At 70.9% G+C, this 25,216-nt stretch carries 30 protein-coding genes and 1 tRNA gene; 17 read left to right on the top strand and 14 right to left on the bottom strand.

The window, feature by feature from the left end:
• Window positions 1-29: 29 nt before the first annotated feature.
• The 5 genes from glgX to ACRAWC_RS09930 all read right to left on the bottom strand — a co-directional run bounded on the left by glgX (window position 30) and on the right by ACRAWC_RS09930 (window position 5,095).
• Window positions 30-2,072: a glycogen debranching protein GlgX gene (gene glgX, locus ACRAWC_RS09950; RefSeq protein ID WP_431347571.1), complete on the bottom strand. Its 2,043-nt coding sequence runs from the start codon at window positions 2,070-2,072 to the stop codon at window positions 30-32.
• A gap of 89 nt (window positions 2,073-2,161) precedes the next feature.
• Window positions 2,162-2,935, bottom strand: a complete 774-nt coding sequence (locus tag ACRAWC_RS09945; RefSeq protein ID WP_431347570.1) for a glucosamine-6-phosphate deaminase — start codon at window positions 2,933-2,935, stop codon at window positions 2,162-2,164.
• On the bottom strand, window positions 2,935-3,423 hold the full coding sequence (locus ACRAWC_RS09940) for a hypothetical protein (protein ID WP_431347569.1): 489 nt from the start codon (window positions 3,421-3,423) through the stop codon (window positions 2,935-2,937). Before ACRAWC_RS09940 ends, ACRAWC_RS09945 begins: the two co-directional genes overlap by 1 nt.
• Window positions 3,321-4,325 (bottom strand): hypothetical protein, encoded by a 1,005-nt coding sequence (locus ACRAWC_RS09935; RefSeq protein ID WP_431347568.1) that lies wholly within the window; start codon window positions 4,323-4,325, stop codon window positions 3,321-3,323. The genes ACRAWC_RS09940 and ACRAWC_RS09935 overlap by 103 nt, the downstream gene beginning before the upstream one ends.
• Window positions 4,322-5,095: a DeoR/GlpR family DNA-binding transcription regulator gene (locus tag ACRAWC_RS09930; protein ID WP_431347567.1), complete on the bottom strand. Its 774-nt coding sequence runs from the start codon at window positions 5,093-5,095 to the stop codon at window positions 4,322-4,324. Before ACRAWC_RS09930 ends, ACRAWC_RS09935 begins: the two co-directional genes overlap by 4 nt.
• A 120-nt stretch (window positions 5,096-5,215) precedes the next feature.
• Between ACRAWC_RS09930 and ACRAWC_RS09925 the strand changes: the two genes are divergently transcribed.
• Genes ACRAWC_RS09925 through ACRAWC_RS09910 form a run of 4 tightly spaced genes read left to right on the top strand, consistent with a single transcriptional unit; the run spans window position 5,216 to window position 9,305 of the window.
• Window positions 5,216-6,202 (top strand): carbohydrate kinase family protein, encoded by a 987-nt coding sequence (locus ACRAWC_RS09925; RefSeq protein WP_431347566.1) that lies wholly within the window; start codon window positions 5,216-5,218, stop codon window positions 6,200-6,202.
• A gap of 3 nt (window positions 6,203-6,205) precedes the next feature.
• Entirely contained in the window at window positions 6,206-7,564 is a 1,359-nt protein-coding gene (locus tag ACRAWC_RS09920; RefSeq protein ID WP_431347565.1) for an extracellular solute-binding protein, read from the top strand.
• Window positions 7,564-8,484 carry a carbohydrate ABC transporter permease gene (locus ACRAWC_RS09915; RefSeq protein ID WP_431347564.1) on the top strand — a complete coding sequence of 307 codons (921 nt, stop codon included), beginning with the start codon at window positions 7,564-7,566 and terminating at the stop codon, window positions 8,482-8,484. Before ACRAWC_RS09920 ends, ACRAWC_RS09915 begins: the two co-directional genes overlap by 1 nt.
• Window positions 8,481-9,305 carry a carbohydrate ABC transporter permease gene (locus tag ACRAWC_RS09910; RefSeq protein WP_431347563.1) on the top strand — a complete coding sequence of 275 codons (825 nt, stop codon included), beginning with the start codon at window positions 8,481-8,483 and terminating at the stop codon, window positions 9,303-9,305. Before ACRAWC_RS09915 ends, ACRAWC_RS09910 begins: the two co-directional genes overlap by 4 nt.
• 27 nt (window positions 9,306-9,332) lie before the next feature.
• Here ACRAWC_RS09910 and treZ read toward each other — a convergent pair whose 3' ends face one another.
• Both treZ and treY read right to left on the bottom strand, forming a co-directional pair.
• Window positions 9,333-11,087, bottom strand: a complete 1,755-nt coding sequence (treZ, locus tag ACRAWC_RS09905) for a malto-oligosyltrehalose trehalohydrolase (protein ID WP_431347562.1) — start codon at window positions 11,085-11,087, stop codon at window positions 9,333-9,335.
• Window positions 11,084-13,396 carry a malto-oligosyltrehalose synthase gene (gene treY / locus ACRAWC_RS09900; RefSeq protein ID WP_431347561.1) on the bottom strand — a complete coding sequence of 771 codons (2,313 nt, stop codon included), beginning with the start codon at window positions 13,394-13,396 and terminating at the stop codon, window positions 11,084-11,086. The genes treZ and treY overlap by 4 nt, the downstream gene beginning before the upstream one ends.
• 182 nt (window positions 13,397-13,578) lie before the next feature.
• On the opposite strand from treY, the gene ACRAWC_RS09895 reads away from it, so the two are divergent.
• Window positions 13,579-13,752, top strand: coding sequence for a CsbD family protein (locus ACRAWC_RS09895; RefSeq protein ID WP_431347560.1), 174 nt, complete (start codon window positions 13,579-13,581; stop codon window positions 13,750-13,752).
• 108 nt (window positions 13,753-13,860) lie between these two features.
• Here ACRAWC_RS09895 and ACRAWC_RS09890 read toward each other — a convergent pair whose 3' ends face one another.
• Window positions 13,861-14,259 (bottom strand): RidA family protein, encoded by a 399-nt coding sequence (locus ACRAWC_RS09890; RefSeq protein ID WP_431347559.1) that lies wholly within the window; start codon window positions 14,257-14,259, stop codon window positions 13,861-13,863.
• A 161-nt stretch (window positions 14,260-14,420) separates the two neighbouring features.
• Between ACRAWC_RS09890 and ACRAWC_RS09885 the strand changes: the two genes are divergently transcribed.
• From ACRAWC_RS09885 to ACRAWC_RS09875, 3 genes are all read left to right on the top strand, one after another.
• Window positions 14,421-14,600 (top strand): hypothetical protein, encoded by a 180-nt coding sequence (locus ACRAWC_RS09885; RefSeq protein ID WP_431347558.1) that lies wholly within the window; start codon window positions 14,421-14,423, stop codon window positions 14,598-14,600.
• A 108-nt stretch (window positions 14,601-14,708) separates the two neighbouring features.
• Complete coding sequence (locus tag ACRAWC_RS09880; RefSeq protein ID WP_431347557.1) at window positions 14,709-15,245, top strand: DUF6611 family protein; 537 nt, start codon at window positions 14,709-14,711, stop codon at window positions 15,243-15,245.
• A 10-nt stretch (window positions 15,246-15,255) separates the two neighbouring features.
• The gene (locus ACRAWC_RS09875; RefSeq protein ID WP_431347556.1) at window positions 15,256-15,528 is read left to right on the top strand and encodes a hypothetical protein; all 273 of its coding nucleotides are present in this window, start codon (window positions 15,256-15,258) and stop codon (window positions 15,526-15,528) included.
• A 10-nt stretch (window positions 15,529-15,538) separates the two neighbouring features.
• Here ACRAWC_RS09875 and ACRAWC_RS09870 read toward each other — a convergent pair whose 3' ends face one another.
• The 3 genes from ACRAWC_RS09870 to ACRAWC_RS09860 all read right to left on the bottom strand — a co-directional run bounded on the left by ACRAWC_RS09870 (window position 15,539) and on the right by ACRAWC_RS09860 (window position 17,547).
• Entirely contained in the window at window positions 15,539-15,637 is a 99-nt protein-coding gene (locus ACRAWC_RS09870; protein ID WP_431347555.1) for a zinc-binding dehydrogenase, read from the bottom strand.
• Window positions 15,610-16,482, bottom strand: coding sequence for an NADP-dependent oxidoreductase (locus ACRAWC_RS09865; protein ID WP_431347554.1), 873 nt, complete (start codon window positions 16,480-16,482; stop codon window positions 15,610-15,612). Before ACRAWC_RS09865 ends, ACRAWC_RS09870 begins: the two co-directional genes overlap by 28 nt.
• 66 nt (window positions 16,483-16,548) lie before the next feature.
• Window positions 16,549-17,547, bottom strand: a complete 999-nt coding sequence (locus ACRAWC_RS09860) for a helix-turn-helix domain-containing protein (RefSeq protein ID WP_431347553.1) — start codon at window positions 17,545-17,547, stop codon at window positions 16,549-16,551.
• Window positions 17,548-17,584: 37 nt separating this feature from the next.
• Here ACRAWC_RS09860 and ACRAWC_RS09855 point away from each other — a divergent pair, with 37 nt between their 5' ends.
• The 5 genes from ACRAWC_RS09855 (at window position 17,585) to ACRAWC_RS09835 (ending at window position 20,043) form a co-directional block, all read left to right on the top strand.
• The gene (locus ACRAWC_RS09855) at window positions 17,585-17,806 is read left to right on the top strand and encodes a hypothetical protein (protein ID WP_431347552.1); all 222 of its coding nucleotides are present in this window, start codon (window positions 17,585-17,587) and stop codon (window positions 17,804-17,806) included.
• Window positions 17,807-17,856: 50 nt separating this feature from the next.
• Window positions 17,857-18,501: an HAD-IA family hydrolase gene (locus ACRAWC_RS09850; protein WP_431347551.1), complete on the top strand. Its 645-nt coding sequence runs from the start codon at window positions 17,857-17,859 to the stop codon at window positions 18,499-18,501.
• An 83-nt stretch (window positions 18,502-18,584) separates the two neighbouring features.
• Window positions 18,585-18,950 (top strand): ArsR/SmtB family transcription factor, encoded by a 366-nt coding sequence (locus ACRAWC_RS09845; protein ID WP_431347550.1) that lies wholly within the window; start codon window positions 18,585-18,587, stop codon window positions 18,948-18,950.
• Window positions 18,947-19,423, top strand: a complete 477-nt coding sequence (locus ACRAWC_RS09840; protein WP_431347549.1) for an SRPBCC family protein — start codon at window positions 18,947-18,949, stop codon at window positions 19,421-19,423. Before ACRAWC_RS09845 ends, ACRAWC_RS09840 begins: the two co-directional genes overlap by 4 nt.
• A 5-nt stretch (window positions 19,424-19,428) precedes the next feature.
• A complete protein-coding gene (locus ACRAWC_RS09835) occupies window positions 19,429-20,043 on the top strand; it encodes a dihydrofolate reductase family protein (protein ID WP_431347548.1) in 615 nt (204 codons plus the stop codon).
• Window positions 20,044-20,369: 326 nt separating this feature from the next.
• On the opposite strand, the gene ACRAWC_RS09830 is transcribed toward ACRAWC_RS09835, so the two are convergent.
• Window positions 20,370-20,442 (bottom strand) — tRNA-Arg (locus tag ACRAWC_RS09830).
• 83 nt (window positions 20,443-20,525) lie between these two features.
• Window positions 20,526-21,305: a dienelactone hydrolase family protein gene (locus ACRAWC_RS09825; RefSeq protein ID WP_431347547.1), complete on the bottom strand. Its 780-nt coding sequence runs from the start codon at window positions 21,303-21,305 to the stop codon at window positions 20,526-20,528.
• Between the two features lie 170 nt (window positions 21,306-21,475).
• Between ACRAWC_RS09825 and ACRAWC_RS09820 the strand changes: the two genes are divergently transcribed.
• From ACRAWC_RS09820 to ACRAWC_RS09805, 4 genes are all read left to right on the top strand, one after another.
• The gene (locus ACRAWC_RS09820) at window positions 21,476-21,769 is read left to right on the top strand and encodes a GNAT family N-acetyltransferase (protein WP_431347546.1); all 294 of its coding nucleotides are present in this window, start codon (window positions 21,476-21,478) and stop codon (window positions 21,767-21,769) included.
• A gap of 29 nt (window positions 21,770-21,798) precedes the next feature.
• Window positions 21,799-22,782 carry a quinone oxidoreductase family protein gene (locus tag ACRAWC_RS09815; protein WP_431347545.1) on the top strand — a complete coding sequence of 328 codons (984 nt, stop codon included), beginning with the start codon at window positions 21,799-21,801 and terminating at the stop codon, window positions 22,780-22,782.
• Window positions 22,783-22,927: 145 nt separating this feature from the next.
• A complete protein-coding gene (locus tag ACRAWC_RS09810) occupies window positions 22,928-24,016 on the top strand; it encodes an acyltransferase family protein (RefSeq protein ID WP_431347544.1) in 1,089 nt (362 codons plus the stop codon).
• Window positions 24,017-24,259: 243 nt separating this feature from the next.
• A complete protein-coding gene (locus tag ACRAWC_RS09805) occupies window positions 24,260-24,625 on the top strand; it encodes a hypothetical protein (RefSeq protein ID WP_431347543.1) in 366 nt (121 codons plus the stop codon).
• An 81-nt stretch (window positions 24,626-24,706) separates the two neighbouring features.
• Here ACRAWC_RS09805 and ACRAWC_RS09800 read toward each other — a convergent pair whose 3' ends face one another.
• Window positions 24,707-25,138, bottom strand: a complete 432-nt coding sequence (locus ACRAWC_RS09800) for a hypothetical protein (RefSeq protein ID WP_431347542.1) — start codon at window positions 25,136-25,138, stop codon at window positions 24,707-24,709.
• Between the last annotated feature and the right edge of the window lie 78 nt (window positions 25,139-25,216).

Raw genomic sequence — 25,216 nt, 5'->3', positions numbered from 1 at the left:
CGGAGTTCCGGCCGCGCCTCAGCGCTCGCTCACGGCCGGGCGGCCGATCGGAACAGGCCGAAGGAGGTCTCACCGACGATCACGCTCTCGCCGTCGTCCAGGGCGAGCTCGGGGTCGCTCGACAGTTCCAGCGACCAGCGGGCGCCCGGAGGGTCGGGCAGGACGAACTCCACGCCGTTCGCGGCGGCGTTGAGCAGCAGCAGGAACGAGTCGGCGCCCTCGTGCATGAGCACGAAGGCGATCGACCGGGCCTCCGGGTCGCCCCAGTCCTCGTCGGCGAACGGCTCCCCGTCGGCACGGACGATGCTCACCGTGTCGTCGCTGCCGTCCTCGGGGGCGTGCCGATACCACTCGGGGCGCAGCGCGGGCTCGGTCCTGCGCAGGCGGATGAGCGATGCCGTGAACGCGTGGAGGTCCCAGTCGGCGTTCGCCCAGTCGTACCAGGAGATCTCGTTGTCCTGGCAGTAGGCGTTGTTGTTGCCCTGCTGGGTGCGGCCGATCTCGTCGCCGCCGAGGATCATCGGGACGCCGGCCGAGAGCAGCACGGTGGCGAGGAAGTTCTTGCGCTGCCGGACCCGGACCGCGTTGATGGCCGGGTCGTCGGTCGGGCCCTCCGCCCCGTAGTTGCGGGAGCGGTTGTCCGATTCGCCGTCGCGGTTGTCCTCGCCGTTCGCCTCGTTGTGCTTCTCGTCGTAGCTCGTGAGGTCGGCGAGGGTGAAGCCGTCGTGGGCGGTGACGAAGTTCACGCTCGAGAGCGGCGCGCGGCGGGATTCCTCGTAGATGTCCGGGCTGCCGAGGACGCGCTGCGAGAGCGTCCCGAGCACGCCGGGGGTCCCGCGCCAGAAGTCGCGGACGTCGTCGCGGAACTTGCCGTTCCACTCCGACCAGTCGGCCGGGAAGCCGCCGAGCTGGTAGCCGGCAGTGTCCCACGGCTCGGCGATCATCTTGACTCGCGCGAGCACCGGGTCCTGCTGGATGAGCGTGAGGAAGGCGCTGTGCAGGCTGGCGTCGCCGCCCTGCCGGGTGAGCGTCGTGGCCAGATCGAAGCGGAAGCCGTCGATGTGGTAGTCCTCCACCCAGTAACGCAGCGAATCCATGATGAGCTGCAGGGCGGCGGGATGGCTGACGTTGACGCTGTTCCCGGTGCCGGTGGTGTCGAAGTAGTGCGCGCGGTCGCCCTCGACGAGTCGGTAGTAGGAGGGGTTGTCGATGCCTTTGAGGCTGTAGGTCGGACCGAGGTCGTTGCCCTCGGCGGTGTGGTTGTAGACGACGTCGAGGATGACCTCGAGGCCGGCCGCGTGCAGCGCCTTGACCATCCCCTTGAACTCGTCCACCTGGTGTCCGGTGTCGCCGGTCGCGGCGTACTCGTTGTGCGGCGCGAAGAAGCCGATCGAGTTGTAGCCCCAGTAGTTGCGGAGGCCCTTCTCCTGGAGGTGCGGGTCCTGGACGAACTGGTGCACCGGCATGAGTTCGACGGCGGTGACGCCGAGGTTCTTGAGGTACTCGACGGCGGCCGGGTGGGCGAGGCCGGCGTAGGTGCCGCGGAACTCCTCCGGCACCCACTCCATCAGCTTGGTGAAACCCTTGACGTGGGTCTCGTAGATGATGGTCTCGCTGAGCGGGGTGTACGGGCGCTCGTGGTCGCCCCAGTCGAACTCCTGACGGTCGATGACCACGCCGAGCGCGACATGCCGCGCCCCGTTCGTATCGCTGCGCCGCTTGGGCCGGCCGAGCTGGTGGCCGAATACGGCCTGCGAGTTGTCCCAGGAGCCGGTGACCGCGCGGGCGCGCGTCGGCAGCAGGACCTTGGCGGGCGAGAAGCGGAGGCCGTTGGCCGGGTCCCAGGGACCCGCGACCCGGAGCCCGTAGCGCGTGCCGGGGACGAGCCCCTCGACGAAGCCGTGGAAGACGTGACCGGTGCGGTTCGGCAGCTCGGTGCGTCGCTCGCGGCCGCGCGCGTCGAAGATCGACACGATCACGGTGTCGGCGTTCTCGCTGTAGACGGCGACGTTCGCGCCGCCCTCGACGAGGGTGAGGCCGAGCGGATACGGGTGGGAGCCGTCGGCGCTCACCGGGCCGTCCAGCGGGAGTGGACGCGCGGCGCGCGGGGAACGGGGCAGAGCTCGGGCACGGTGCCTCCGATGATCGATAGACCGACAGGCTACCTGCGCGCAGCCAGGACCGGGAAGCGGTTGACACGGGAGGAGCGGACCGCTAGCTGCGACGCCGCGGCTTCGTCCACGACGAGAAGGGCGTCAGGGCGGCGCTGAAGCACGGAGGCCGGGCACTCCACGGACAGGCGTCCCTCGACGGCGGCCTTGACCGCCTCCGCCTTCCGTTCGCCCAGCGCGACGAGGATGATCCGGCGTGCCTGCATGATCGTGGCGAGTCCCTGCGTCAGCGCGTGCGTCGGCACGTCGGCGGCCGTCGCGAAGAATCGCGCGTTGTCCCGCCTGGTCCGCTCGGTGAGCGCTACGACACGCGTGCGCGTCGTGAACTCGGAGCCCGGCTCGTTGAATCCGATGTGCCCGTTCGCGCCGATGCCGAGCACCTGGATGTCCACCTCGGACTCCTCGATGGCGCGCTCGTACTCCTCCGCGGCCGCGTCGAGGTCGGCGGCGGCGCCGTCCGGCACGCGCACGGCGCCCGGCCGCATCCGCAGCGGTGTCGTGACCGTGCGGTCGATGACCGTGCGGTAGCTCTGCGGATCGGCCGGGTCGAGACCGACGTACTCGTCGAGCGCGAAGCCACGAGTCCGCGAGAGGTCGAGCTCGCCGCGCTCGACCCGGCGGCGGAGCGCCGCGTAGGCGCCGAGCGGCGAGTCACCGGTGGCCAGCCCGAGCACCGCGCCCGGGCGCTCGGTCACCACCGCGGCGATCTCCGCCGCTGCGGCCTCGCCCACTTCGGTGGAGGTCGGCAGCACGACGACGCGCATCAGCGTCCCGCGGGTGCGAGCCCCGCATCCACGGGCGTGCCGCCGAAGAGCTCGGCCAGTTGCGGGTGCGCCGCCGTGTAGCCGCGAAGCAGCGCGCGCGCGGTCGGGACGCTCTCCACCAGCGGGTGCAGCGCGAAGGCGAGCAGGGCCTCCGACTCGGATCCGGTGAGCGCGGCGGCGATCGCGTGTCGCTCGACCTCCTTGACCTGCGCCATCAGACCGAGCTGGTGGAGGCTGGGGGCCGGGACGGACAGCGGATGCGCTCCGTTCGCGTCGACGAGCGTGGGCACCTCGACGACGGCGTCGTCCGGGAGACCCGCGATGGTGCCGCGGTTGCGCACGTTGAGGATCATGGTCGCCTGCTCGTTGCGCGTGATCGCGTTCATCACGCCGAGCGCCACGCCCGCGTAGCCCTGGTCCGCCGGGTCGACGGACGCCTCGTGGTGATGGGCCGGCTCGTCCTGCGTGCCGCCGGTCGCCTCCGCCATGTACGACGCGCTGCGGCGGTCGACGGTGCGCCGCCAGAGGTCGGCCTTGTCGCCGGTGTCGAGGAGAGCGCCCAGAACTCGGACTGCGTACGGGCGAGGAAGTCGCCGCGCGTCGTGCCCGCCTCGATCATGGCGCGCACCGCGTCGCGGTTGAAGTAGTAGTAGTACAGGTACTCGTTGGGGATCACGCCGAGTTCGCGGATCCACTCGGTGCCGAAGACCTGGCCCTCCTCGAGTTCGCCGAGCAGCCGGTCGTCGGCGAGGAACTCGGGCAGCACGTTCCGCCCGTCGTGGTAGACCCCGCGCATCCAGCCCAGGTGGTTGAGCCCGACGTAGTCCATGTGGATGCGGCTCTGGTCGACGCCGAGCGCTGCCGCCACGCGGCGGCCGAGCCCCGAGGGCGTGTCGCAGATGCCGACGACGCGGTCGCCGAGCACGCCCTGCATCGCCTCGGTGATGATACCCGCCGGGTTGGTGAAGTTCATCACGAAGGCGTTCGGGGCGAGCCGCGCGATCGTCTCGGCGACGCCGACCATCACCGGCACGGTCCGGAGCGCGTAGGCGATCCCGCCGGGACCGGTGGTCTCCTGGCCGAGCACGCCGAGGTCGAGCGCGACGTGCTCGTCGCAGCGCCGGCCCTCCAGGCCGCCGACGCGGATGGCCGAGAAGACGAAGTCGCTGCCGGCGATGGCCTCGTCGAGCGAGGTGGTCGTGGTCAGCCGCGGCGCGCCGGGCGTCTGCGCGGCGAGCTGCGTGAGCAGCGCCGCCATGGTCGTGAGCTTCTCGGCGTCCACGTCGTAGAGGCACACCTCGTCGACGCGGGGGCTGCCCGTGTCCCTGAGAATGGCCTGCCACACGTAGGGCGTGCGGAATCCTCCGCCGCCGAGGATGCTCAACTTCATGCGATCACGACCTCTCCGCCGCTCGCGCGGCACAATTCGATGGCTTCGACCGGGACGCCGTCGGTGGTGACGAGCACGTCGACGTCGGAGAGCGTGCACACGCGGAGCGCGCCCGTCCCGGGGAACTTGGCTTCGCTGGCGAGCAGGACGACCTTGTCGCTCGCCGCGATCATCGCCTGCTTGAGCGGCGTCTCGACGGCCATGTCGTCGACGATCGCTCCTCCTGCCCGGACTCCGGTGCAGGAGAGGAACATGACGTCGGCCGTGATCTGCTGGAGGGACGCCACGGTGAGCGAGCCGACAAGTGTGCGCATGTTGCGGCGGAGTACCCCGCCGAGCAGCACGACCCGGACGGCGCTGTCGTTGCGCAGCTCGTCGAAGACGGCGAGATTCGAGGTGACGACCGTGATGTCCCGTCCGCGCAGCATCCGTGCGAGGAACGGGGTGGTCGTGCCGATGTCCAGCAGGACGACGCTGCCGTCCTGCACGTAGGCGAGGGCGGCCTTGGCCAGCCGGACCTTGAGGTCGATGTCGGCGCTGTCGTCGTAGGGCGTCTCGGGAGATTCCGCGCCCTCCTGGACCGTCATGCCCGTTCGGAGGACGGCGCCGCCGTAGCTGCGCGTGAGCTCGCCGTTGCGGTCGAGGATCTCGAGGTCGCGGCGGATCGTCGACGCGCTGACGCCGAGGGTCTCGGCCAGTTCGGGGACGCTGGCCGTCCCGCTGGCCCGCAGCTCGGTCAGGATGCGCTGCCGACGTTCACTCACGATCATGCTCATCACGATAGCTGAAACACGCACGAAATACGCAAACTCGAGCAAAGTTGGTCAAACCTGCGCAACAGTGTTACGTTGTCGGGCATCCCGTCCGGAGAAGTGCGAAGGAGTGAACTGTTGCATCACCGTCTGTCCCGACCTGGGGCCCTGCTCTTCACCGGGGATGTGTTCTGCGACCTGATCTTCACCGGCGCCGACGTCCCGGTCCTCGGGCAGGAGACCTACGCCGACCGCTTCGGCATCGCGGCGGGCGGGTCGGCGATCCGGGCGGTGGCGGCGGCGCGGCTCGGCGCGGACTCCCGGCTCGTCGCCACCATGGGCGACGATGTCATCGGATCGCACATCCACGCGCTGCTCCGCTCGGAGCCGAACCTCGATCTCGACGAGCTCCGGACGGTCGCGGGCTACCAGACCCCGGTCAGCGTGGCGATCTCCGGCCCGCACGACCGCGGCTTCCTCACCTACGTGGAGGAGCACCCGGTCGCCGTCCCGCAACGGCGCGACGACGTCGCGGCCGTGCACCTGGGCGTCTCCGACGCCGTCCTGCCGTGGGCCGTCGAGCTGCGCGAAGCCGGGACGGTACTGGTCGGCGGAGTCGGCTGGGACGCGAGCGGCGAATGGTCCAGCGGGCTCCTCGCCGCACTCGACCGGGTGGACGTCTTCATCCCGAACCAGGACGAGGCGATCGCGTACACCCGCACCGCCGATCCCGAATCCGCGGCCCGCGCTCTGGCGGACCACGTCGGCCTCGCGGTCGTCACGCGCGGCGCCGCTGGCGTCATCGCCGTCGACTCGGCGAACGGCGAGGAGGCCGACGTGCGCGGCATCCCGGTCGCCGCTGTGGACCCGACCGGCGCGGGCGACGTCTTCACCGCCGCCCTCATGACCTCCTTCGGCGAGGAGTGGACCCTCGCCGAACGTCTCCGCTTCGCCACCGCCACCGCCGCCTACTCGGTGACGGGCCTCGGCGGGGGCGCGAGCGCCCCGACTCCTCGCGAGCTCATCGGCTTCGTCGAACGACACGCCGCGGACTCCGAATGGGCCTTCCTCCACGACTGGAGCCGGCGAGCGCCGCTCCAGCAGACAACGGGAACAGAAAGGTAATCCATGAAGAAGCAGTTCACCGCGATTGCGGTCGGCGCGCTTGCTGCGGCGACCGCGGTGCTCCTGGCCGGTTGCGCGCCGGGGTCGTCCGGGTCCGGTAGCGACGCCCCGAAGGTCACCGCGTCCAAGACCGTGGAGTCCGGGAAGTACACGCTGACCGTCTGGGATCAGAACAACACGGGCGACATCGACACCGCGCAGAAGAAGCTCAATGCGGAGTTCGAGAAGAAATACCCGGATATCACGATCAAGCGGAACAGCCAGTCGTTCTCCGACCTGAAGACCACGCTGAAGCTCGCCCTCTCGGGCAACAACCCGCCGGACGTCGTGCAGGCCAACCAGGGCTACCCCGACATGGGCGCGTTCGTCTCCGGCGGGATGCTCACCCCGCTGAACGACTACTCGTCGTTGTACGGCTGGGATCACTACTTCCCGTCGAACCTGCTCGCGCTCAACACCTTCAGCGCCGACGGCAAGCACTGGCAGACCGGCAACCTCTACGGCGTCTCGAACACCGGTGAATTCGTCGGCGTCTACTACAACAAGAAGATCCTGAGCAGCCTCGGCGTCGAGGCGCCCAAGAGCCTCGACGACCTGACCGCCGCGATGGCCAAGGCGAAGGCCGCCGGTGTCCAGCCCATGGCGTACGGCGACCTCGAGAAGGTCCGTGGCATCCAGCTCTACGGCGTGGTCCAGGCCGCGACCGCCGGAGCCAAGGCCGTGCAGGACCTCGTCTCCGCCAAGGCGGGCGCGTGGACCGACAAGGCGAATGTCGCCGCCGCCGCGACCGTCCAGGGCTGGGCGCAGAAGGGCTATCTGCCCGCCGACGCGAACGGGATCTCCCAGGACGCCGCGGTCGCCGACTTCGGCAAGGGCAACGCCGCGTTCATCATCGACGGCACCTGGGACATGTCCACGATCGGGCAGGCGCTCGGCCAGTCGAACGCCGGGATGGTGGCGCTCACGCCCGCAGGGGCCTCCGCGCCCGTGACCCAGGGCGGCGAGGGCCTGGCGTGGGCGATCACGTCGAAGTCCGCCCACCCGAATGCGGCGGCAGCCTACATCGACTTCATCTCGGGCAAGTCCAGTGCTCAGACGATGATCGACGCGAACAGCCTGCCCACCGTCCTGCCGGCGGACCACGCCTCTCAGGCGGGGACCCTGAACGCGAGCGTCTACGACCAGTACACCTCGCTGACCGCGGGCAAGAGCATCGTGCCGTACCTCGACTACACGACGCCGACGTTCTACACGACGCTGACCGCGGCCATGCAGGACCTCACCGCCCAGAAGACCTCACCGCAGCAGTTCACCCAGACGCTGCAGACCGACTATTCGGGCTTCGTCTCCGGAAACAAGTGATGGCTCAGACCCTCATCGCGACTGCCACCGACGCCCCGCGCACCCGCGTGCGGCGCCGGTGGCAGCCGGCCGCCTACCTGTACGTCGCGCCGTCGGTGCTGGTGCTGGCCGCATTCATCGTCGTCCCGCTCCTCCAGACGTTCCAGTACTCCTTCTACGACTGGAACGGCATCGGAGCGTCGACCTGGGCCGGGTTGAAGAACTACGCGGCCGTGTTCACCGACGTCCAGCTGCGGGACTCCTTCCTGCACGTGTCCGTGCTGCTCCTGTTCTATGCCGCGTTGCCGGTCATCCTCGGCCTCGGCCTGACGATCGTCCTCTCGCACGCCAACCGGCTCCGCGGGATGGGCTTCTTCCGCACGGTGCTGTTCCTCCCGCAGGTGATCGCCTCGGTGGTCGTCGGCACCATCTGGGTGTCGATCTACGCGCCGCACGGACTTCTGAACCAGGTGCTCGGTGCCATCGGGCTGGGCGAGCTGACGCGCGCCTGGCTCGGCGACTACACCTTCGCGCTGATCGCGATCGGCTTCATCGGGACATGGGTGAACACCGGGCTGTGCCTGGTGCTCTTCCTCGGCGGTGTCCAGAACATCGAGCCCGCCGTCTTCGAGGCCGCCCGCATCGACGGCGCCGGACCGCTGCGCGAGTTCTTCGGGGTGACTCTGCCCGCGCTGCGCGGACAGCTCGCCATCGCGCTCACGTTGACGGTGACCGCGACGCTGAAGTCGTTCGACATCGTCTACATCACCACGCAGGGCGGCCCGGGCACCAGCACCACCGTGCCCGCGTTCGAGGCGTTCAACCGGGCCTTCAACACGGGCCAGGTCGGCTCGGCGGCGGCCGTCGCTATCGCCCTGACCGTGCTCATCATGGTGATCTCGTGGCTGATCACCCGCCTGCAGCCGAAGGAGAACGCATGAGAATCGGCCGGGTCGAGAAGACCGTCGACTACATCATCCTGAGCGTCTTCGCGCTCTTCGCGCTCCTGCCGCTCGTCGGCGTGCTGTTCTCCTCGGTGATCCCCGCGGCCGACAACACCGGCGGGTTCCAGCTCCCGCAGACCGTGCGGCTGCAGAACTACACCGACGCCTGGACGGAGGGCCACTTCTCGTCGTACATGGCCTCCAGCGTGCTCGTGGCGGTCGTCGTCGTCGTTCTCACGTTCGTGCTGGCGACCCTCGCCGGCTACGCCTTCGCGCGCATGACCTTCCCGGGCTCGGGCATCCTCTTCTTCGTCCTGCTCGTGGGGCTCATGCTCCCGGAGGAGGCGTTCATCATCCCGCTCTACTTCAACCTGCGGACCGCCGGCCTCACTGACACGTACTGGGCGCTGATCCTGCCGCAGACCGCGCAATCGCTGGGCTTCGCGGCGTTCTGGATGCGCAACCACTTCCGCGCGTTCCCCGGCGAGATCATCGAGGCGGCGCGGCTCGACGGCGCGGCGGACAGTCGCCTGCTCTGGCGGGTGCTCGTCCCCGCGTCCTGGCCGTCGATCGGCACGATGGCCGTGCTCGTCGGGATGTGGACCTGGAACGAGTTCCTCATCCCGCTCGTCATGATCACCCAGGACCAGTTGCGGACGGCGCCGCTCGGGCTGGCGTTCTTCCAGGGCCAGCACATGACGAACCACTCGCTGCTCTCCGCGGCCGGGGTGCTGATCGCGCTGCCGATCGTGATCCTGTACCTGGTCCTGCAGCGGCGTCTCATCAGCGGCATCGCGGGTGGAGTCGGGACGCGCTGAGCCGACACGGTCGGGCGACAGGAGCGGTCACGCCGCGTCGTCCGCTCGGGTCACGCGCACCGCGTCTCCGTAGGCGGCGAGCTCGGCGCCGGCCGCTCTGTCGCGTCCCCCTTGCTTCTCCGGCCTGCCATCCGGCAGCGGGCCGTCCAGGGCCACCTCCACTCGGAGGCTGCCACGGGTGAATCCGAAGACACCGCCGGAATACCCGACTGCGGTGGCGCGCGCGTCGGCCGGAAGCTCGCCGCGCAGCTCGATGAGGCGGCGGTACCACGCGAGCAGGCGGGCGTGGGCGGGCCGACCGGGTTCGGTCCAGTCGAGGCGGGCGCTCTCGAAGGTGGCCGGGTCCTGCGGGTCGGGGACGACATCCGGGTCCCAGCCCATCCGTGCGAACTCCGCGATGCGACCGGTGCGGGTGGCCTCGGCCAGTTCCGGCTCCGGGTGGGAGCTGAAGAACGGCCACGGGGTGGTCGCGCCCCACTCCTCGCCCATGAACAGCATCGGCGTGAACGGGCCGAGCAGGACCAGCGCGGCGGCGATCGCGAGGCGGCCCTCATCGAGCGCGGCCGTGAGCCGGTCGCCGACGGCGCGGTTGCCGATCTGGTCGTGGTCCTGGCTGAAGGCGACCAGCCGGGTGAACGGGATGTCGGCGTCGAGCGGCCGGCCGTGGTTCCGTCCGCGGAAGCTGGACCAGGTGCCGTCGTGGAAGAAGCCGCGCTCGAAGACCTTGATCAGCGCCTGGGGTCCGGCGAAGTCGGCGTAGTACCCGCTCGTCTCGCCGGTCAGGTTGACGTGGACGGCGTGGTGCACGTCGTCGTCCCACTGCGCGTCGAGGCCGTAGCCGTGGCTGCGCCGCTCGCGGATCAGCTTCGGATCGTTGAGGTCGCTCTCGGCGATCAGGGTCGCCGGCCGTCCGGTCGTCTCACGGATGCCGGCCGCCTCCCGCGCGAGCGCCTCCAGGATGTGCTCGGCGCTGCTGTCGCGGAGCGCGTGCACGGCGTCCAGCCGGAGGCCGTCGACGTGCATCTCGCGCAGCCAGTACCGGGCGTTGTCGAGGATGAGCCGCCGGACCTCGCCCGAGTCCGGTCCGTCGAGGTTGACGGACGAGCCCCAGGTGTTGCGGCCCTCGCTCAGGTAGGGGCCGAACTTCGGGAGGTAGTTGCCGCTCGGTCCGAGGTGGTTGTAGACGACGTCCTGGATGACCGCGATGCCCCGTCCGTGGCAGGCGTCCACGAACCGCTGGTAGGCGTCCGGACCGCCGTACGGCTCGTGCACCGCGAACCAGAGGACTCCGTCGTATCCCCAGCCGTGCGGGCCGTTGAACGCGTTGACCGGCAGCAACTCGACGGCCTCCACGCCGAGCCCCACCAGGTGGTCGAGCCGGGCGGCCGCGGCGTCGAGGGTGCCTTCGGGCGTGAACGTGCCCAGGTGGAGTTCGTAGATCACGCGACCTGTCAGCGGGCCGGGACGCCAGTCGTGGTCGGTCCACGCGAACGCACCCGGGTCCCAGGTGCGGCTCAGCGCGTGGACGCCGTCCGGTTGGCGCCGCGAGCGCGGGTCGGGGAACGGGCCGTCGCCGTCGACCACGAAGCCGTAGTCGAGTGGGGCGTCGTCGCCCTCGAGCGGGGAGGGCAGACTCCACCAGCCGCCCTCATCCTTCTGGAGGGGATGCCGACCGAACCCCGCGACCTCCACCTCCACCGCGTCCGCGCCAGGCGCCCATACCGGGAACGTGCGCGCGGAGAAGGTTCGCTCCGGGAACCCCTCGGTCTCGAGCCCGCTCATCGGCCCACCGCCAACAGCGCGACGGGATACCGGTCGAACAGCTCGGCGAGCCGTGTCCGGCCGCTCACCTCGCGTCCGGTCAGCTCGTCCCGATAGACCTCCGGTCCGACATCGACCGTGGTGTCGCCCCACCCGCCCGCGCGCGCCAGCCCCACCGGGAGCCGGGTGGCCAGCGTGACGGCGCCGCCGCGGTCGAACGCCACGAGGTGCTCCGCACGGTCGCCGTCCGCCACCACGGGCCGGTACTCGGCGAAAAGTTCCGGTCGCTCCCCGCGCAGTCGCAGCGCCCGGGAGGCCACCAGCAGTTTCGCCGCCCCCGACGAGTCGACGGGCGGCAGCCAGCCGTCGTCGAGGTGGGCGAGCAGCCCGGCGGCCGCGTCGAACTCCACCGGCCGACGGTTGTCGGGGTCGACCAGCGAGCGCTCCCAGCGCTCCGAGCCCTGGTAGACGTCGGGGACGCCCGGCATCGTGAGCTGGACGAGCTTCGCGCCGAGGCCGTTGCTCGCACCGGGTGCGTCGACGATCGCGGAGATCGCCGCGACCTCCGCGGCAACGCGCGGGTCGTCGAAGGCCGCATCCACCAGTTCGCCCATGGCGTCCTCGAAGACCGCGTCGGGGTCGGTCCAGCGGGTGCTCGCGCCGGCCTCCCGTGCGGCCTTGAGCGCGTAGGCCTGGAGGCGCTCCCGAGAGGCGGGCCACGCTCCCACGATCGACTGCCAGAGCAGGTTCTCGAGCGATCCGTCGCCGATCGACACGCGCTGCCGGACCGCCGTGAGGAACCGGCCCCACCGCTCGGGCAGCTCCGCGAGCACGGCGATGCGCGCCCGGGTGTCCTCACTGCGTTTGGTGTCGTGCGTGCTGAGCGTCGTCAGCGAGTGCGGGAGGTCGGCGAGGCGCCGTTCCTGCCGGCGGTGGAAGTCCGCCGGGGCCACCGCGAACTCCGACGGGTCCCCGCCGACCTCCGTCAGCGACACCAGCCGGGTGTAGCGGTAGAAGGCGTTGTCCTCCACGCCCTTGGCCATGATCGCGCCGCTGGTCTGCTGGAAGCGCGCGGAGGCCGGCGCCACGACGCCGTCGGAGTCCGCCGCGAACGCCGCGCCGAGTGCCCGCAGCGCGTCGGCGAGGTCCGGTCGCGTGACGGAAGCGGAGTCGAGCGCGGCCCGGAGCTGGTCGGCGCCGAACGGAAGGTAGCTCCGGTACACCGGGAAGGCCGCGGCCAGCTCGGCGACCGCGTCCGCGACGGAGTCGGGATCCGCGCGCTCGTCGCCCAGGTCGCGCACGACCCGCAGCACCTCCGACCGCAGGATCCCATCGGCCACCGCCCTTTTCCGGCGATGCACCAGCCCCGGCCAGTCCCTGCTCTCCTCGCGTGCGTCGTGCTCCACCGCCAGGGCCGTGAGCGGCTCCTCGCCCGCCGGGTCCACGAACACGCGATCCACGAGCCCGAGCGCGTCGTACCCGGTCGTGCCGGTGATCGGCCAGCTCGGGATGCGCTCGTCGCCCTCCAGGATCTTCTCCACCCAGATCGGGCGGCCGTCGGCCAGGTCTGCGAGCCGCCGCAGGTAGTCGCCAGGGTCGCGGAGGCCGTCCGGATGATCGACGCGGAGGCCGTCCACGAGCCCTTCGCGCAGCCAGCGCCCGATCTCGGCGTGCGTGTCGTCGAAGACCCGCGGATCCTCCACCCGCACGCCGGCGAGCGAGTTCACCGCGAAGAACCGTCGGTAGTTCAGCTCCGCGTCGGCCCGCCGCCACGAGATGAGCTCGTAGTGCTGGCGCGCGTGCACCTCGCGCGGCGACGCGAACTCGGTGCCGGGAGCGATGGGGAACCGGTGATCGTAATAGCGCAGCTCCCCGTCCACGACGCGCAACGCGTCCTCCTCGTCCGGTCCGTCGCCGAGGACGGGGAGGCGCAGCCGGCCGTCGCCGAACGCCCAGTCGATGTCGAAGTGCCCGGCGTACACGGACTCCTGACCGGAGCGGAGCACATCCCACCACCACGGGTTCTCGTGCGGCACGGCGACGCCGAGGTGGTTGGGGACGATGTCGACGATCACCCGGAGGCCGCGACGGTGCGCGGCGTCCGCGAACTCGCGCAGCGCCTCCGGGCCGCCGCGTGCTTCGTCCACCCGGGTGGGGTCGACCACGTCGTAGCCGTGTGCGGACCCCGCGGCCGACTGGAGCAGCGGCGACAGGTACACGGCGCCGACGCCCAGGCGGCGCAGGTAGTCGAGGACTTGCGCGGCGTCCCTCAGCGTGAAGTCGGGCGTGATCTGGAGGCGGTAGGTGCTTGGCGGGACGTCGTGGCTCACACTAGGGATTCTTTCGCGCGGCGCACCCCGCTGGAAGGGGGTGGACATTTCCGTGGACGACTCGCGCTTTCACGCTTGCTGTGGAGGAGGGAGGGGTTGAAAAACCCGCAGACCCGTGCAGCCTGGACCCGTCACCGGCAGCGTGGGAGTGTTTCGGGCGAACCTAGGGAAAGGGGATAACGATGGGACTCGACGACAAGATCGAAAACGCCGCGGAGAACGCGGGGGGCAAGGCCAAGGAGGCCACCGGCAAGGCGACCGGCGACGAGCGCCTCGAAGCCGAGGGCAAGGGCGACCAGGCCAAGGCGGACCTCAAGAACGCCGGCGAAAAGGTGAAGGACGCCTTCAAGCACTGACCCGTCCCGAACGATCAGCCCCCGCCCCCGTCCACGTGGGCGGGGGCTGTCGCGTGCGGGCCGGCCGTGCGCGGCCGCTCCAGCGAACTCAGGGCCGGTCCTGCGAACTCAAGGAGCCAGCGCCGCGATCGCGCTGATTTCGATCAGCGCCCCCGGCACCCCGAGCCCCGCGACACGTGACCCGGTCGCGAGCGGCGGCGCCCCCTCCCGGGCGAGCTGCGGCGCGATGGCGCCGTACGCCGCGCCGACGTCGGCGGAGGCGTCGATGAGGACGAACCACTGCACCACGTCGTCGAGCGTCGCTCCGGCCGCCGCGAGGGCCACTTTCGCGTTGTCGAGAGCACGCGCGGCCTGCGGGCCGACCTCCGGCGACACGAGCGCTCCGGTCGCGTCGACGCCGTTCTGGCCGCCGAGGTAGACCGTCGCCGATCCGGGCGGGACGACGGCGACATGGCTGAAGGCGGGACTGCGCACGAGCCCGTCCGGCTGGAGGAAGGTCACGCTCATGGCCTCATGGTGGCAGCGACCACCGACCTCGCGACAGACGGCCCCACTGTCGCCCGAAAGACGACGGAGCGCGATTGGGCAGGTGAAATCCTGCATGTTCGCGCGCGCCTGACGGCGGATACGAACGGGCGGCGCGGCGCGGGCATCCGATACTCGCATCCATGAAATCGCAGTCTCGTGGCGTTCCGTCCGATGCCGGGCCGACCGTTCCTCACATCGAGCGCGCGACCAGCGTGGTGACCGGTCAGCCGATCCTCATCCGCTGCGAGTGTCCGCTGGGGCGCGACCACACGTACGCCGAATGGCAGGAGCGGTTCGGCGGCAGTGCGACGACCGAATGACGGCGGAAGGAGGGGCGCCGTCTGCGGACCGTCTGGTTCCGCCCGCTGCGCGCATGGATTCCGTGAGGATGCGCGCGACCGCGACCGAAGCGGCGTAGACCGATACCCGTGACGACGATCGAGCGACCTCCTGCTCGGGGGAGGACGAAGCGGTTCTTCGAAGGCGCCCACCGCTGGGGCTGGTTCGAGGAGACCTCTGCCCTGTACACCGCGCGCACCGGGGTCTGCGCGCGCCGGTTGTTCGTCTACCCGCCCGGGACGACCTCCGCCGAGCGCCGTGCCATCGTCTTCCGGCGGCGCTGGCCCGCCATCGGCGGCCTGCTCGCTCTCCTCCCCGCGCTCGTGCTCGCGCCGGCTCCTGCGGTGTCGGCGATCGGCGCGATGGTGGCCGTCTACGCTGCGGGCTTCGCCGTGGCCGCGGTCACGACGCGCCGCGTGTGGCGTGAGTGCCGGGTGATCCGCTGCTCCACGGTCTCGGTCGGCGACGGGAGCGAGACGTACGGCGACGAGCGTCTGGTCACGGCCTCCCTCGCATCGCTGCTGGCACTGGAGCGGGCGCGGGATGAGGGCCGGATCGACGAGGTCGGCTTCGAGCTCGGCTGGAGCCGCGTGTACGACCTGGCGCAGCCTCGTCGCGCGGAGTAGCTTGCGCTGCATGGGCGACCGTCTGGAGCGCGCCCGGGCGCTGCGTCGCGTCGGGCTGGGAGTGTTGTTCGCCGTCCTCGCGCTGGTGTTCACCGCCGCGCTCACCGTGCTCATCCCGACCGAGGGCGAGAACCCGCGGGCCTGGGGGGTCGTCGTGTGCGGGGTCGTGACGGCGGCTGTCTTCGCCCAGCTCGCGCGGCGCAACTGGCGGCTGCTCAAGCACTACCGCGGTGACGACCTCCCCGTCGCGCACGCCGTCCATCGGCGGTCGCTGCACCACTGATCGCGGCGCTTCACGGCAGCAGGATCACCTTGCCGCCGGGATGCCCCGACTCCACCAGCCGCGCGGCGTCGGCGGCCTCCGTCAGTGGGAAGGTTCGCGCGATGTCCACCTCGAACTCACCGTCGGCGAGGAGGTCGAGCGCGAGTGCGTAGGCGTCGTCGCGCAGCCGCAGTTCGTCGGGAGTGAGGGAACGGGGTTCCCGCCTCCCCACGCGCGGATGCCCAGCTCGGCCGCACGCGGGCCGACGACGATCGTGCCGATCCGCGAGCGGTCGCCGACGAGCGCGAAGGAGGCCTCCAGCGCCTCGTCGGTGCCGATCGCGTCGAGGATGAGGTCGTAGCCGTCCGGCGCGACGGCGCGCAGGCGGTCCAGCAGTCCCGGACCGTAGGCAACGGGAGTCGCGCCGAGTTCCCTCAACCGCTCGTGGTTCGCCGCCGACCCGGTCGCGATCACGGCGGCGCCCATCCGCCGGGCGAGCTGGATCGCTGCCCTCCCGACGCTGCCCGAGCCGCCGTGGATGAGGAGTGTCGTCCCCGGCTCGACGCCCAGCGAGACCAGTGCCTGGTGCGCGGTTCCGACGGGGACGCCGATCGCCGCGGCCTGCTCCCAGCTCACCGCGGCGGGCTTGCGGACGAGGTGGGAGGCCGGCGCGGCCAGGTGCGTCGTGTAGGCGCCGCGCGCGTTGCGGACGACCACCTCGTCGCCGGGCGCCCAGTCGTCCACGTCGGCTCCCACCGAGAGAACGACCCCTGCCGCATCGGCTCCCGGCACACGCGGCTCGGTGATCGGAGCGCTCGGCCGCGCGCCGCTGCGCAGCTTTCCGTCGATCGGGTTCACGCCCGCGGCGCGCACCTCCACGACCACGCCGTCGACGGGAGCGACCGGATCCGGGACCGTGGCCACCTCGAGCACGTCGGGGTCGCCGAGCCGGGTGTATTGGATCTGCGTGGCCATGCGGGGGTCCTTCCGTCGCCGGTGGTCGTCTTGGAGTCAACCACCGGGCCGGCGGATTGTTCCGCCTCAGCGTCGCGCGAAGGCCGCCCGGTAGCGCGTCGGCGGCACACCGACCTCCGCATCGAAGTGGTGGCGCAGCAGCGTGGCGCTCGCGAACCCGCTGCGACGGGCGACCTCCTCGACGGGGATGTCCGTGGTCTCCAGCAGCAGCCGGGCGTGGAGGACGCGCTGCGTCGTGAGCCACTGCATCGGCGGTACGCCGGTCTCGGCCACGAAGCGGCGCGAGAAGCTGCGGGTCGACATGTGCGTCCGGGCGGCGAGCCCGGAGACGGTGTGGTTCTCGTCCAGCGTGGTGCTGAGGTGGTCGAGCAGCTCGCTGAAGGTGTCGTCCTCGCAGTCGGAGACCGGCCGCTCGATGTACTGCCGCTGGCCGCCGTCGCGCTGCGGCGGGACGACCATGTTGCGCGCGATCGTGTTGGCGACCGCGCTGCCCAGTTCGCGGCGCACCAGGTGGAGGCAGGCGTCGATGCCGGCGGAGGTGCCTGCGCTCGTGATGATCGTGCCGTCGTCGATGAACAGCACGTCCGGGTTCACCCGCGCGAGCGGGAAGCGGCGCTGGAGGGCGTCGGCGTGGCGCCAGTGCGTCGTGCTCTCGCGGCCGTCGAGCAGGCCGGCGGCGCCGAGCACGAACGCGCCGGAGCAGACGCTGAGCAGGATGGCGCCCCGGGCGTGCGCGCGCCGGAGGCCGTCGATGAGCTCCGGGGGTACTCGTCGCGGATGGTGGCGGCGGGCACGGCGATGAGGTCGGCGTCCTCCATCGCGTCCAGCCCGTACGGTGCGATGAGTTGCACGCCGGTCTCGTTCCGGATGGGCTCGCCCGGGGTCGCCGAGCAGACCCGGAAGTCGAACGGCTCGATCCCGGCGTAGCTGCGGTCGAGCCCGAACACCTCGCAGATGACCCCGAACTCGAACATCGCGAATTCGTCGATGACGGGCACGGCAACGCGCTTCAACATGGCTCCGAGTGTACTGGCCGTATCTTTGCGAAGATAGACCTGAAGCCATATGGTGGCCGAATATTTTCGCTCGTAACGTTGAAGACATGGCAAATGGAACCTGGGCACAGGGAATCGAACATAGCTGGGTGGCCCGCCCGGCCCGCACCAATGGCGGCGAGCCGGTCTCGCCGCGCCGTCGCCGTTTCGTGCTGAGCGACTGGCTCCCCGCGGCGGTCGCCGCCCGCGGCGGTCGCATCACGCGCGAGAGCGAACGCGGTCTCGCGGACCTCCGGGCCGCGCAGGACGCCCGCACGACCGGTCGCTGATCCGCGGCAGCCCGCGACCCTGGGTCGCGGGCGCCGCCTAGGCTGGTCCGATGGAGATCAGCGCATCCGGATTCCTCTTCGACATGGACGGCACGCTCGTCGACTCGCACGCTGTGGTGGAAGGCGTCTGGAGCGAGTTCGGCCGGCGTCATGGCCTCGACCCCGCGGAGATCCTGGCGTACGCGCACGGCAGACAGGCGGTCGACACCGTCGCGCACTTCCTGCCGGGTCTCGCGGCCGAGCGACGGGCCGAGCTGGTCGCCGGGCTCGTCGCCGAGGAGGTCACGCGCACCGACGGCATCGTGGAGGTCCCCGGAGCGGCCGCCCTGCTGACGGCGCTCGCGGAGGCCGGTGTGCCCGTGGCGATCGTCACGAGCGCACCGCGCGAGCTCGCCGTCGCCCGACTGGAGGCGGCGCGCGTCCCCGTCCCGGACGTGCTGATCGCCGCGGAGGATGTCTCCCGCGGCAAGCCAGACCCGCAGGGCTACCTGCTGGCCGCCGAGCGGCTGGGCGTGCCGATCCAGCAGTGCGTCGTGTTCGAGGACGCCGAAGCCGGCCTGGTCGCCGCGGTCGCGTCCGGCGCCCGGGTCGTCGCGGTGGGCGGCCATGAGTCCGCTACGACGGAGGGCCTGGAGCGCCTCCGGGATTACGCGGGCGACGTGCCCGGTGTCGCGAGCGCAGTCCTGCCCTCCTGAGCCGGCCATGAACGGCTTGACGGAACGGTCGTCTCGTTCTACTCTTTAATCAACCGATTAATTGATAAACGGATAGGTTGATAATGGGTGACGATCAGCTCGACCGCTCCTTCGCGGCCCTGTCCGACCCGGTGCGGCGCGCGATGGTCGCGCGGCTCAGCCGTGGTCCGGCGACGGTCAACGAGCTGGCGGAGCCGTTCGAGATCAGCCTGCAGGCGGTGTCCAAGCACATCAGCGTGCTCGAGTCCGCCGGGCTGGTCTGGCGCACCCGCGAGGCGCAGCGCCGCCCGGTGCACCTCGACGGCGCCGCGCTGGAGCGACTGACCTCGTGGATCGATCGGTACCGTCTGGAGGCCGAGCAGCAGTACCGCAGACTCGACGCACTGCTCGCCGCGCCCCCGGCATCCTCACCAGAACAGAGCAAGCGAACCAAGGAGAAGGAATCATGACCAACCCTGTCGTCATCGATGCCGTACCCGGCACCTCGTACGCCGACATCACGCGAGAGTTCGAGGCTCCCGTCGAGGCGGTCTTCCGCGCCCACGCCGACCCCGACCTGTACGTGCAGTGGATCGGCCCGCGCAGCCTCGACAACGCGATCACCCACTGGGACTTCCGCACCGGGGGAGGCTACGCGTTCGAGCAGAAGGACGCCGACGGCGCCGTCTACGGCTTCCGGGGCGTCATCCACACCGTGGTCGAGAACGAGCTCATCATCCAGACCTTCGAGTACCTCGGCGCACCCGACCAGGTGAGCCTCGACCTCCTGCGCTTCGAGCCGCTCCCCGGCGGACGCACCCGGCTCGCGGGCCACTCGGTGTTCCCCTCGAAGGAGGCGCTGGAGGCGATGATCGCCTCGGGCATGGAGTACGGGATGCGCGAGGGCTACGAGAAGCTCGACGAACTGCTGGCGCGGGGCTGATCGCGATGACCAGGGTCGTCGCCGACATCACCGTCTCACTGGACGGTTTCGTCACCGGCCCGGACGCCGGCCCCGGCAACGGGCTCGGCACCGGGGGAGAGCCGCTGCACCACTGGGTGTTCTCGGACGACCCCGACGACAAGCGCATCCTCGCCGCGGCGACGGAACGCTCGGGCGCCGTGGTCATGGGCCGCAACCTCTTCGACGTCATCGACGCCCCGGGAGGCTGGAGCGACGAGATCGGCTACGGCGCCGCGGAGGTCGGCAAGCCGTCGTTCCTGGTCGTGACGAGCGCGGCTCCGCCGACTTTGCGCCTCACGGGACTGGACTGGACTTTCGTCACCACCGGCCTGGAGGATGCGGTCGCTTCGGCACGCTCGCGCGCCGAAGCGGTGTCCGCGGCGCGCGGAGCCGACCTGGACGCGATCCTCATGGGCGGCGGCGCCCTCATCGGCTCCGCGCTCGCCGCAGGCCTGGTCGACACGCTCGTCCTGCACCTGTCGCCGATCATCCTCGGTGCGGGAACCCCGCTGTTCACCGGCTCCGGGCCGCGCGAGCTCGTGCAACGGGAGGTCGTGGTCACGTCGACGGCCACGCACCTGACGTACGACCTGGGGTGAGCCGTTCCTGCTCGTTTGAGCAGAGGGCGTTGCGCTGCGCACATCATCGCCGAGGCGTGCCAAGCTCTTGAATAGTGAGGCGGGCCGCGACTGGCGACAACGGCCGGCGGCCCGCCGACTTACGCGACTCGCCGGTGAAAGTCGCGATCTAGCGGGTCCTACATTCTCGAGCGCATCGAACGTCGGCCACGCCGTTGAGAGCACCACACCGAGCGCCACGTTCCGAGCATCGCGGTGGGGGTACCTCTTCACACCGGGGTCTGACGGGGCAACAACGAAAAAGCCCCGGCTCTCCGCCGGGGCTTTCTCGACTGTCTCAACCAGTGTGCGCCACGAGGGATTCGAACCCCCAACCTTCTGATCCGTAGTCAGATGCTCTATCCGTTGAGCTAGTGGCGCATGACCCTGCCGCGTTCTCCGCGCGGGCCTGTTAGAGCTTACATGACCGTCTCGCAGACCGCCAATCAGCACCGGCGATCAGCTCAGGCGAACACCTCGTCCAGGAAGCACACCAGCGCCCGCCAGCTCCGGGCGTCCGCGAGCGGACGGTACCGGTCGCTTCCTGGGATGGTGAACGCGTGCGGCGCGCCCGAGTACGTCGTCAATTGCCAGTCGACGTGCGCCGCGGCGCGCAGCTCGTCCTGGAACGCGGCGACCGCCGAGTCCGGGACGACCGGGTCCGCGCCGCCATTGAGCACGAGCAGGGAGGCCGCGATCGCCGCCGCGTCGGACGGGTCGTGGGCGATGAGGCCGCCGTGAAAGGACACCACGCCGCGGGCCGGCGCCCCCGTGCGGGCGAATTCGAGGGCGGCCGTCCCGCCGAAGCAGTAGCCGATGACCGCGAGCCGGGCCGGGTCGACGGCGGGGTGCTGTTGCAGCCAGCTGAAGCCGGCGGCGACTCGCGAGCGCAGCAGCGGGAGGTCCCGGTAGTACTGTCCCGCGACCGCCGCCGCCTCCTCGCCGCTGGGCCGCACGTCCGCGCCGTACAGGTCCGCGGCGAACGCGACGTAGCCGCGGCGGGCCAGCATCTGCGCGCGCATCCGCACGTTGTCGCCGACGCCGTGCCAGTCGTGGAGGATCAGCACGGCCGGGCGGCGGTCGTCGGCCTGCACGTCCCTGGCGAGGTAGCCCTCCAGCGGGAGGCCCTCGTGGTCGTACGGGACGACCTCGGCGTCGATCACGGAGTGCTCGCCGATCGGGACCTGCTCGAGCAGGGCCTGGTGGGCAGGGGACAGGGCGGGCGACGGGTTGTCGATCGTCACGGGTGCGGCTCCAGCTTCGGGTGCGCGACGCGGGCGACGGTCGTCGCACGCGGCTGGCCTGCTGTGGCTGCATCGCGGAGTGCGCGCGGGCCCGAACGGTGCGGGTCGGGTCCCACCTCGTTCACGATACCTCCCCTGACGGGGAGGCGCGACGGACGTACGATGGGCGCATGTCCACGGAGTTCAGCAACGAGACCGACGCGAACCGCTACGCCATGCGGATCGACGGCGAGCTCGTCGGCATCCTCGACTACAGCGTCCTCGGCTCGTCCATCTCGCTCACACGGGCGTTCACGGTCCCCGCCCAGCGCGGCCACGGCTACGCGGCCGACCTGGTCGCCTACGCGGTCGACGACATCGAAAGCACCTCCGGGCGGAGGATCGTGCCGATGTGCTGGTACGTGGCGGAGTGGTTCGACCGGCACCCCGAGCGCGCCGGGCTGCTGCAGCGACGCGCCGGCTGACGGCGATGGGAGGCCGGGCGGAGCGCACTGTGGAACGCACGGCGGCGCGCGTGGTCCGCTTCGGCGACCCGTCCGCGATCGCGCTCGTGCACGAGACGCTGCGCGCGCCACGTGGCAACGAGGTCCTCGTCCGCGTCACGCATGCGGCCCTCGGGTCGACGGACGTGCTGGCCCGGCGTGGCGGCTACGTGCTCCAGCCGGTGCCGGGCTTCGTCCCCGGCTACGACTTCGTCGGCGTGCTGGAGACGGAATCGGCGGTGTCGGCGGCGCTCGGCCTCCGCACCGGCGCGCGCGTCGCGGGGGTGCTCCCGCGGATGGGCGCGCACGCGACCCGGCTCGTCGTGTCCCCGACCTACCTGGTCGCCGTCCCGGACGCGCTGACGTCGGAGGCCGCCGCTGCCCTCCCGCTCAACGGGGTGACCGCCGCCCTGGCCCTCCAGTACGCGGGACCGGCGCGGAGCGTCCTCATCCAGGGCATCACCGGCGCCGTCGGGTCGCTCGCGGCCCAGCTCGCGCTGCGCGACGGAAAGACGGTTCTCGGGACGGGGACGACGCCACCTCCCGGCCTCTCCGCCGCAGACATGACCCTCATCGACTACCGCGACCCGCATTGGCCCGCGGTCGTCCGGGAGCAGACCGGAGGTGGGGCGGAGGCCGCGATCGACCACACCGGGTCGCCGCTGGTGCGGGAGGCGGTCGCCCCGTCCGGTGTCGTCGTCCGCACGGCGTTCGCGGGGCGCGCCGGACACGAGCGGGACGACGCGATCCGCGGTTCGGCGGCGGCCGTGCTGCGACGGTTCGGGCACCCGCGGGAGGTCGTCTGCTCGGTGCCATTCTGGGTACTGCGGAATCGGCCGGAGTACCGGCGCATGCTGAAAGGGCTTCTCGCGGATGCCGCGGAGGCGCGGCTGACGGTGTTCGAGCCGGAGGTGATCGCGTTCGACGCGGTGTGGGCGGCGCATCGCGCGACAGACGGGCGGCCGGCAGGGCGGACGGTCGTGCTGGGGATGTGAGGGAGGCCCTGGGGTGAACTGCCCAGACGTGACTGCGCCCGAGCTCAACCGCAAAAACCCCTTTGGGGGACATGACCCCTCGCTATTATTGAGATATTCTCACGAATACCACAACAGGGGGACCCGCATGCTGCAGCGCAGGCCGATGTCAGCCAGCGCTGGCCTCACGCTCTCAGGCGTGTTCGACCCGAAGCTGAACGCGCTCAACACCATCCGTCTCGTGCTCGCCGTGAGCGTCATCGTCTGGCATTCCTTCCCCCTCACCGGGGCTGCGCGGCCGGCGGCACCGGTCACCCAGCTCCTCGGCGACGGCGGAGTGGACGGGTTCTTCGCGATCAGCGGCTTCCTCATCGTGTCCTCGTGGATGCGCCGACCCCAGTGGTGGCCGTATCTGAAGGCCCGCTTCCTGCGGATCCTGCCCGCGTTCTGGGTGTGCCTCATCGTCACCGCCGCGGTCATCGCCCCGGTCGGGATCGGGCTCGCCGGGCAGTCCCTCCCGGACGGCTACGCGCTCGACGCGCTCGCCTACGTGGGGAAGAACGCGGCCCTGGTGATCAACGAGTACGGCATCGGAGGCACGCCGACGGGTGTTCCCTACCCGGTCGTGTGGAACGGCAGCCTGTGGACGCTGGGGTGGGAGTTCCTCTGCTACCTCGCCGTGCTCGGCTTGGGCGTCACCAAGCTGCTGAAGTTCCGTGCCACCATCCCCGCCCTGTTCGTGGGCTGCCTGGTCGTGACCGTCCTCGCCGACACGAACCTGACGCACAACTACTACCTCGTGAACGGGTCCCGGTTCGGGCTCATGTTCGCGGCAGGCGCGCTCATCTACCAGCTCCGCCACCGGCTCCCCACCCGAGCCGTCGACCTCGTCCTGTGTGCGGCGATCGTCGGCGGCGCTTCGCTTCTCCCGGACTACCGGGTGGCGGCGGCGCTGCCCCTCGCCTACCTGCTCATCGCCTCGGGCGCGGTGCTCCGGGTGCGTGCGCTGCGGCTCCGCAACGACATCTCTTACGGCACCTACATCTACGCGTTCCCGCTGCAGCAGGTCCTCGCCTCCGCGGGCCTCTACAGCCTGGGCGTGCCCCTGTTCGCCGCGCTTGCGATCCCGCTCACTTTTCTCGTCGCCACCGCATCCTGGTTCGCGGTCGAGAAGCCCGCGATGCGTCTTCGCAACAGGTCCGCCCGTGCGCCGGTGATCGCCGCGGCGAACTCGGGAGCGCCGTCCGGCTCCTGACACGGCCCGTTTCTCCCCAGGCCGTATGGGAGCGGACTTCGCCACTCCCATACGACATTCGGGTAAGACCCCGGCGCGTTACGAGACGCCCCCTGAACTGCGTGCGGTGCGCCGGTGACTGCTCCAGACTAACCGCAGAATAGACCGTACAGTTGACCCTGTTTCGGCGCGGCGGCCCGGGCCGCGGGACCGTCTCGCGACGGGGCTGCCCCGCGCGCCGAACCGCTGGCTATCATGTGCGCCATGAGCACCAAGAGCAGGCAGGCGCCGCACCAGGAGGAGACGCTGCACCTCGGCGCGCATCGCGGGATGTGGGGTGCGTTCGCCGGGCTGATCACGGCCGTCCTGATCGCCTACCCGCTGTCGGCGAGCGTCGCCTTCGCCACGCATCCGGCGACGCAGAAGCTTTTCGGGGAGCGGCTGGCGTCCGCGTCGCAGGCCGGCTTCCAGGCGTTCTGGTGGATCATCGCGCTCGGCTGCCTGGCGCTGCCGTTCATCGTCGGGTTCGGGATCGCGAAGATGTCGGGGCGGACGCTCGCCATCATCGGCGGCGTGGTCGTCGTGTTCCTCATCCTCGTGCTCGTGATGGGGCAGCTGTTCCTGTTCTGATGCGGTTCGCGGGCGCCACAGGCCGCGCAGGCCAGGCAGACGCCCGCAGCCTCCGAGGCCGACGCCTCAGAGGCCGACGCCTCAGAGGTCGACCTCGCCCAGGTCCTCCGCGCTCAGGTCGTCCGGCGATCCCATGACGGCCGGGACGCACTCCGAGAACGCGTAGCGCAGCAGCACGGGCCACTCGCTGGCGTCGACCAGGTCGAAGACGTCGACCACCGCCGCGCCCCCGATGTGGGAGGGCACGCGCAGCTCGAACGGGGGCTCGCTCGTGCGCTCGAACTCGATCTCGTACGCGACGTCGCCGCGCTCGAGGACAGCCAGCACGATGTCCATGCCTTCTGTCCTACCCGTTTCGGCGCGACGGCAGAACCCCTTCTTCGGAGCGGGGCGCATCCAGCAGCCGTTCGCGGCCGTCGAGGAGGTCCTCCCACCCGGGCGGGACGCCGGGCGGAGCGCCGCACGGCGGGCCGTGTCGAGTACGGCAGCGGGGGAGGTGGTGGTCTCGGTCATGTGTCCAGCGTCGCGGGGACCGGCGGGTGGCGGATCGACCGAACGGCTGGAGCGACCCTGTTGCCTCCACCCTCCCCG

The sequence above is a fragment of the Leifsonia sp. L25 genome, assembly GCF_050632895.1.
The sequence above is the reverse complement of the archived record's forward strand: the minus strand, read 5'-3'. Positions and strand labels throughout refer to the sequence as shown.

What these genes read in the sequence shown, in the direction of transcription:
- ACRAWC_RS09930 (WP_431347567.1), bottom strand. Translation starts at nt 5,095, where the DNA reads ATGATCGTGAGTGAACGTCGGCAGCGCATCCTGACCGAGCTGCGGGCC.
- ACRAWC_RS09895 (WP_431347560.1), top strand. Translation starts at nt 13,579, where the DNA reads ATGGGACTCGACGACAAGATCGAAAACGCCGCGGAGAACGCGGGGGGC.
- ACRAWC_RS09935 (WP_431347568.1), bottom strand. Translation starts at nt 4,325, where the DNA reads ATGAAGTTGAGCATCCTCGGCGGCGGAGGATTCCGCACGCCCTACGTG.
- ACRAWC_RS09855 (WP_431347552.1), top strand. Translation starts at nt 17,585, where the DNA reads ATGGCAAATGGAACCTGGGCACAGGGAATCGAACATAGCTGGGTGGCC.
- ACRAWC_RS09915 (WP_431347564.1), top strand. Translation starts at nt 7,564, where the DNA reads ATGGCTCAGACCCTCATCGCGACTGCCACCGACGCCCCGCGCACCCGC.
- ACRAWC_RS09865 (WP_431347554.1), bottom strand. Translation starts at nt 16,482, where the DNA reads ATGGCCACGCAGATCCAATACACCCGGCTCGGCGACCCCGACGTGCTC.
- ACRAWC_RS09805 (WP_431347543.1), top strand. Translation starts at nt 24,260, where the DNA reads ATGAGCACCAAGAGCAGGCAGGCGCCGCACCAGGAGGAGACGCTGCAC.
- treZ (WP_431347562.1), bottom strand. Translation starts at nt 11,087, where the DNA reads ATGAGCGGGCTCGAGACCGAGGGGTTCCCGGAGCGAACCTTCTCCGCG.
- ACRAWC_RS09860 (WP_431347553.1), bottom strand. Translation starts at nt 17,547, where the DNA reads ATGGCTTCAGGTCTATCTTCGCAAAGATACGGCCAGTACACTCGGAGC.
- ACRAWC_RS09850 (WP_431347551.1), top strand. Translation starts at nt 17,857, where the DNA reads ATGGAGATCAGCGCATCCGGATTCCTCTTCGACATGGACGGCACGCTC.
- ACRAWC_RS09835 (WP_431347548.1), top strand. Translation starts at nt 19,429, where the DNA reads ATGACCAGGGTCGTCGCCGACATCACCGTCTCACTGGACGGTTTCGTC.
- ACRAWC_RS09945 (WP_431347570.1), bottom strand. Translation starts at nt 2,935, where the DNA reads ATGCGCGTCGTCGTGCTGCCGACCTCCACCGAAGTGGGCGAGGCCGCA.
- ACRAWC_RS09820 (WP_431347546.1), top strand. Translation starts at nt 21,476, where the DNA reads ATGTCCACGGAGTTCAGCAACGAGACCGACGCGAACCGCTACGCCATG.
- ACRAWC_RS09890 (WP_431347559.1), bottom strand. Translation starts at nt 14,259, where the DNA reads ATGAGCGTGACCTTCCTCCAGCCGGACGGGCTCGTGCGCAGTCCCGCC.
- ACRAWC_RS09810 (WP_431347544.1), top strand. Translation starts at nt 22,928, where the DNA reads ATGTCAGCCAGCGCTGGCCTCACGCTCTCAGGCGTGTTCGACCCGAAG.
- ACRAWC_RS09885 (WP_431347558.1), top strand. Translation starts at nt 14,421, where the DNA reads ATGAAATCGCAGTCTCGTGGCGTTCCGTCCGATGCCGGGCCGACCGTT.
- ACRAWC_RS09910 (WP_431347563.1), top strand. Translation starts at nt 8,481, where the DNA reads ATGAGAATCGGCCGGGTCGAGAAGACCGTCGACTACATCATCCTGAGC.
- ACRAWC_RS09940 (WP_431347569.1), bottom strand. Translation starts at nt 3,423, where the DNA reads ATGGCGGAGGCGACCGGCGGCACGCAGGACGAGCCGGCCCATCACCAC.
- ACRAWC_RS09800 (WP_431347542.1), bottom strand. Translation starts at nt 25,138, where the DNA reads ATGACCGAGACCACCACCTCCCCCGCTGCCGTACTCGACACGGCCCGC.
- ACRAWC_RS09920 (WP_431347565.1), top strand. Translation starts at nt 6,206, where the DNA reads ATGAAGAAGCAGTTCACCGCGATTGCGGTCGGCGCGCTTGCTGCGGCG.
- ACRAWC_RS09840 (WP_431347549.1), top strand. Translation starts at nt 18,947, where the DNA reads ATGACCAACCCTGTCGTCATCGATGCCGTACCCGGCACCTCGTACGCC.
- ACRAWC_RS09845 (WP_431347550.1), top strand. Translation starts at nt 18,585, where the DNA reads ATGGGTGACGATCAGCTCGACCGCTCCTTCGCGGCCCTGTCCGACCCG.
- ACRAWC_RS09875 (WP_431347556.1), top strand. Translation starts at nt 15,256, where the DNA reads ATGGGCGACCGTCTGGAGCGCGCCCGGGCGCTGCGTCGCGTCGGGCTG.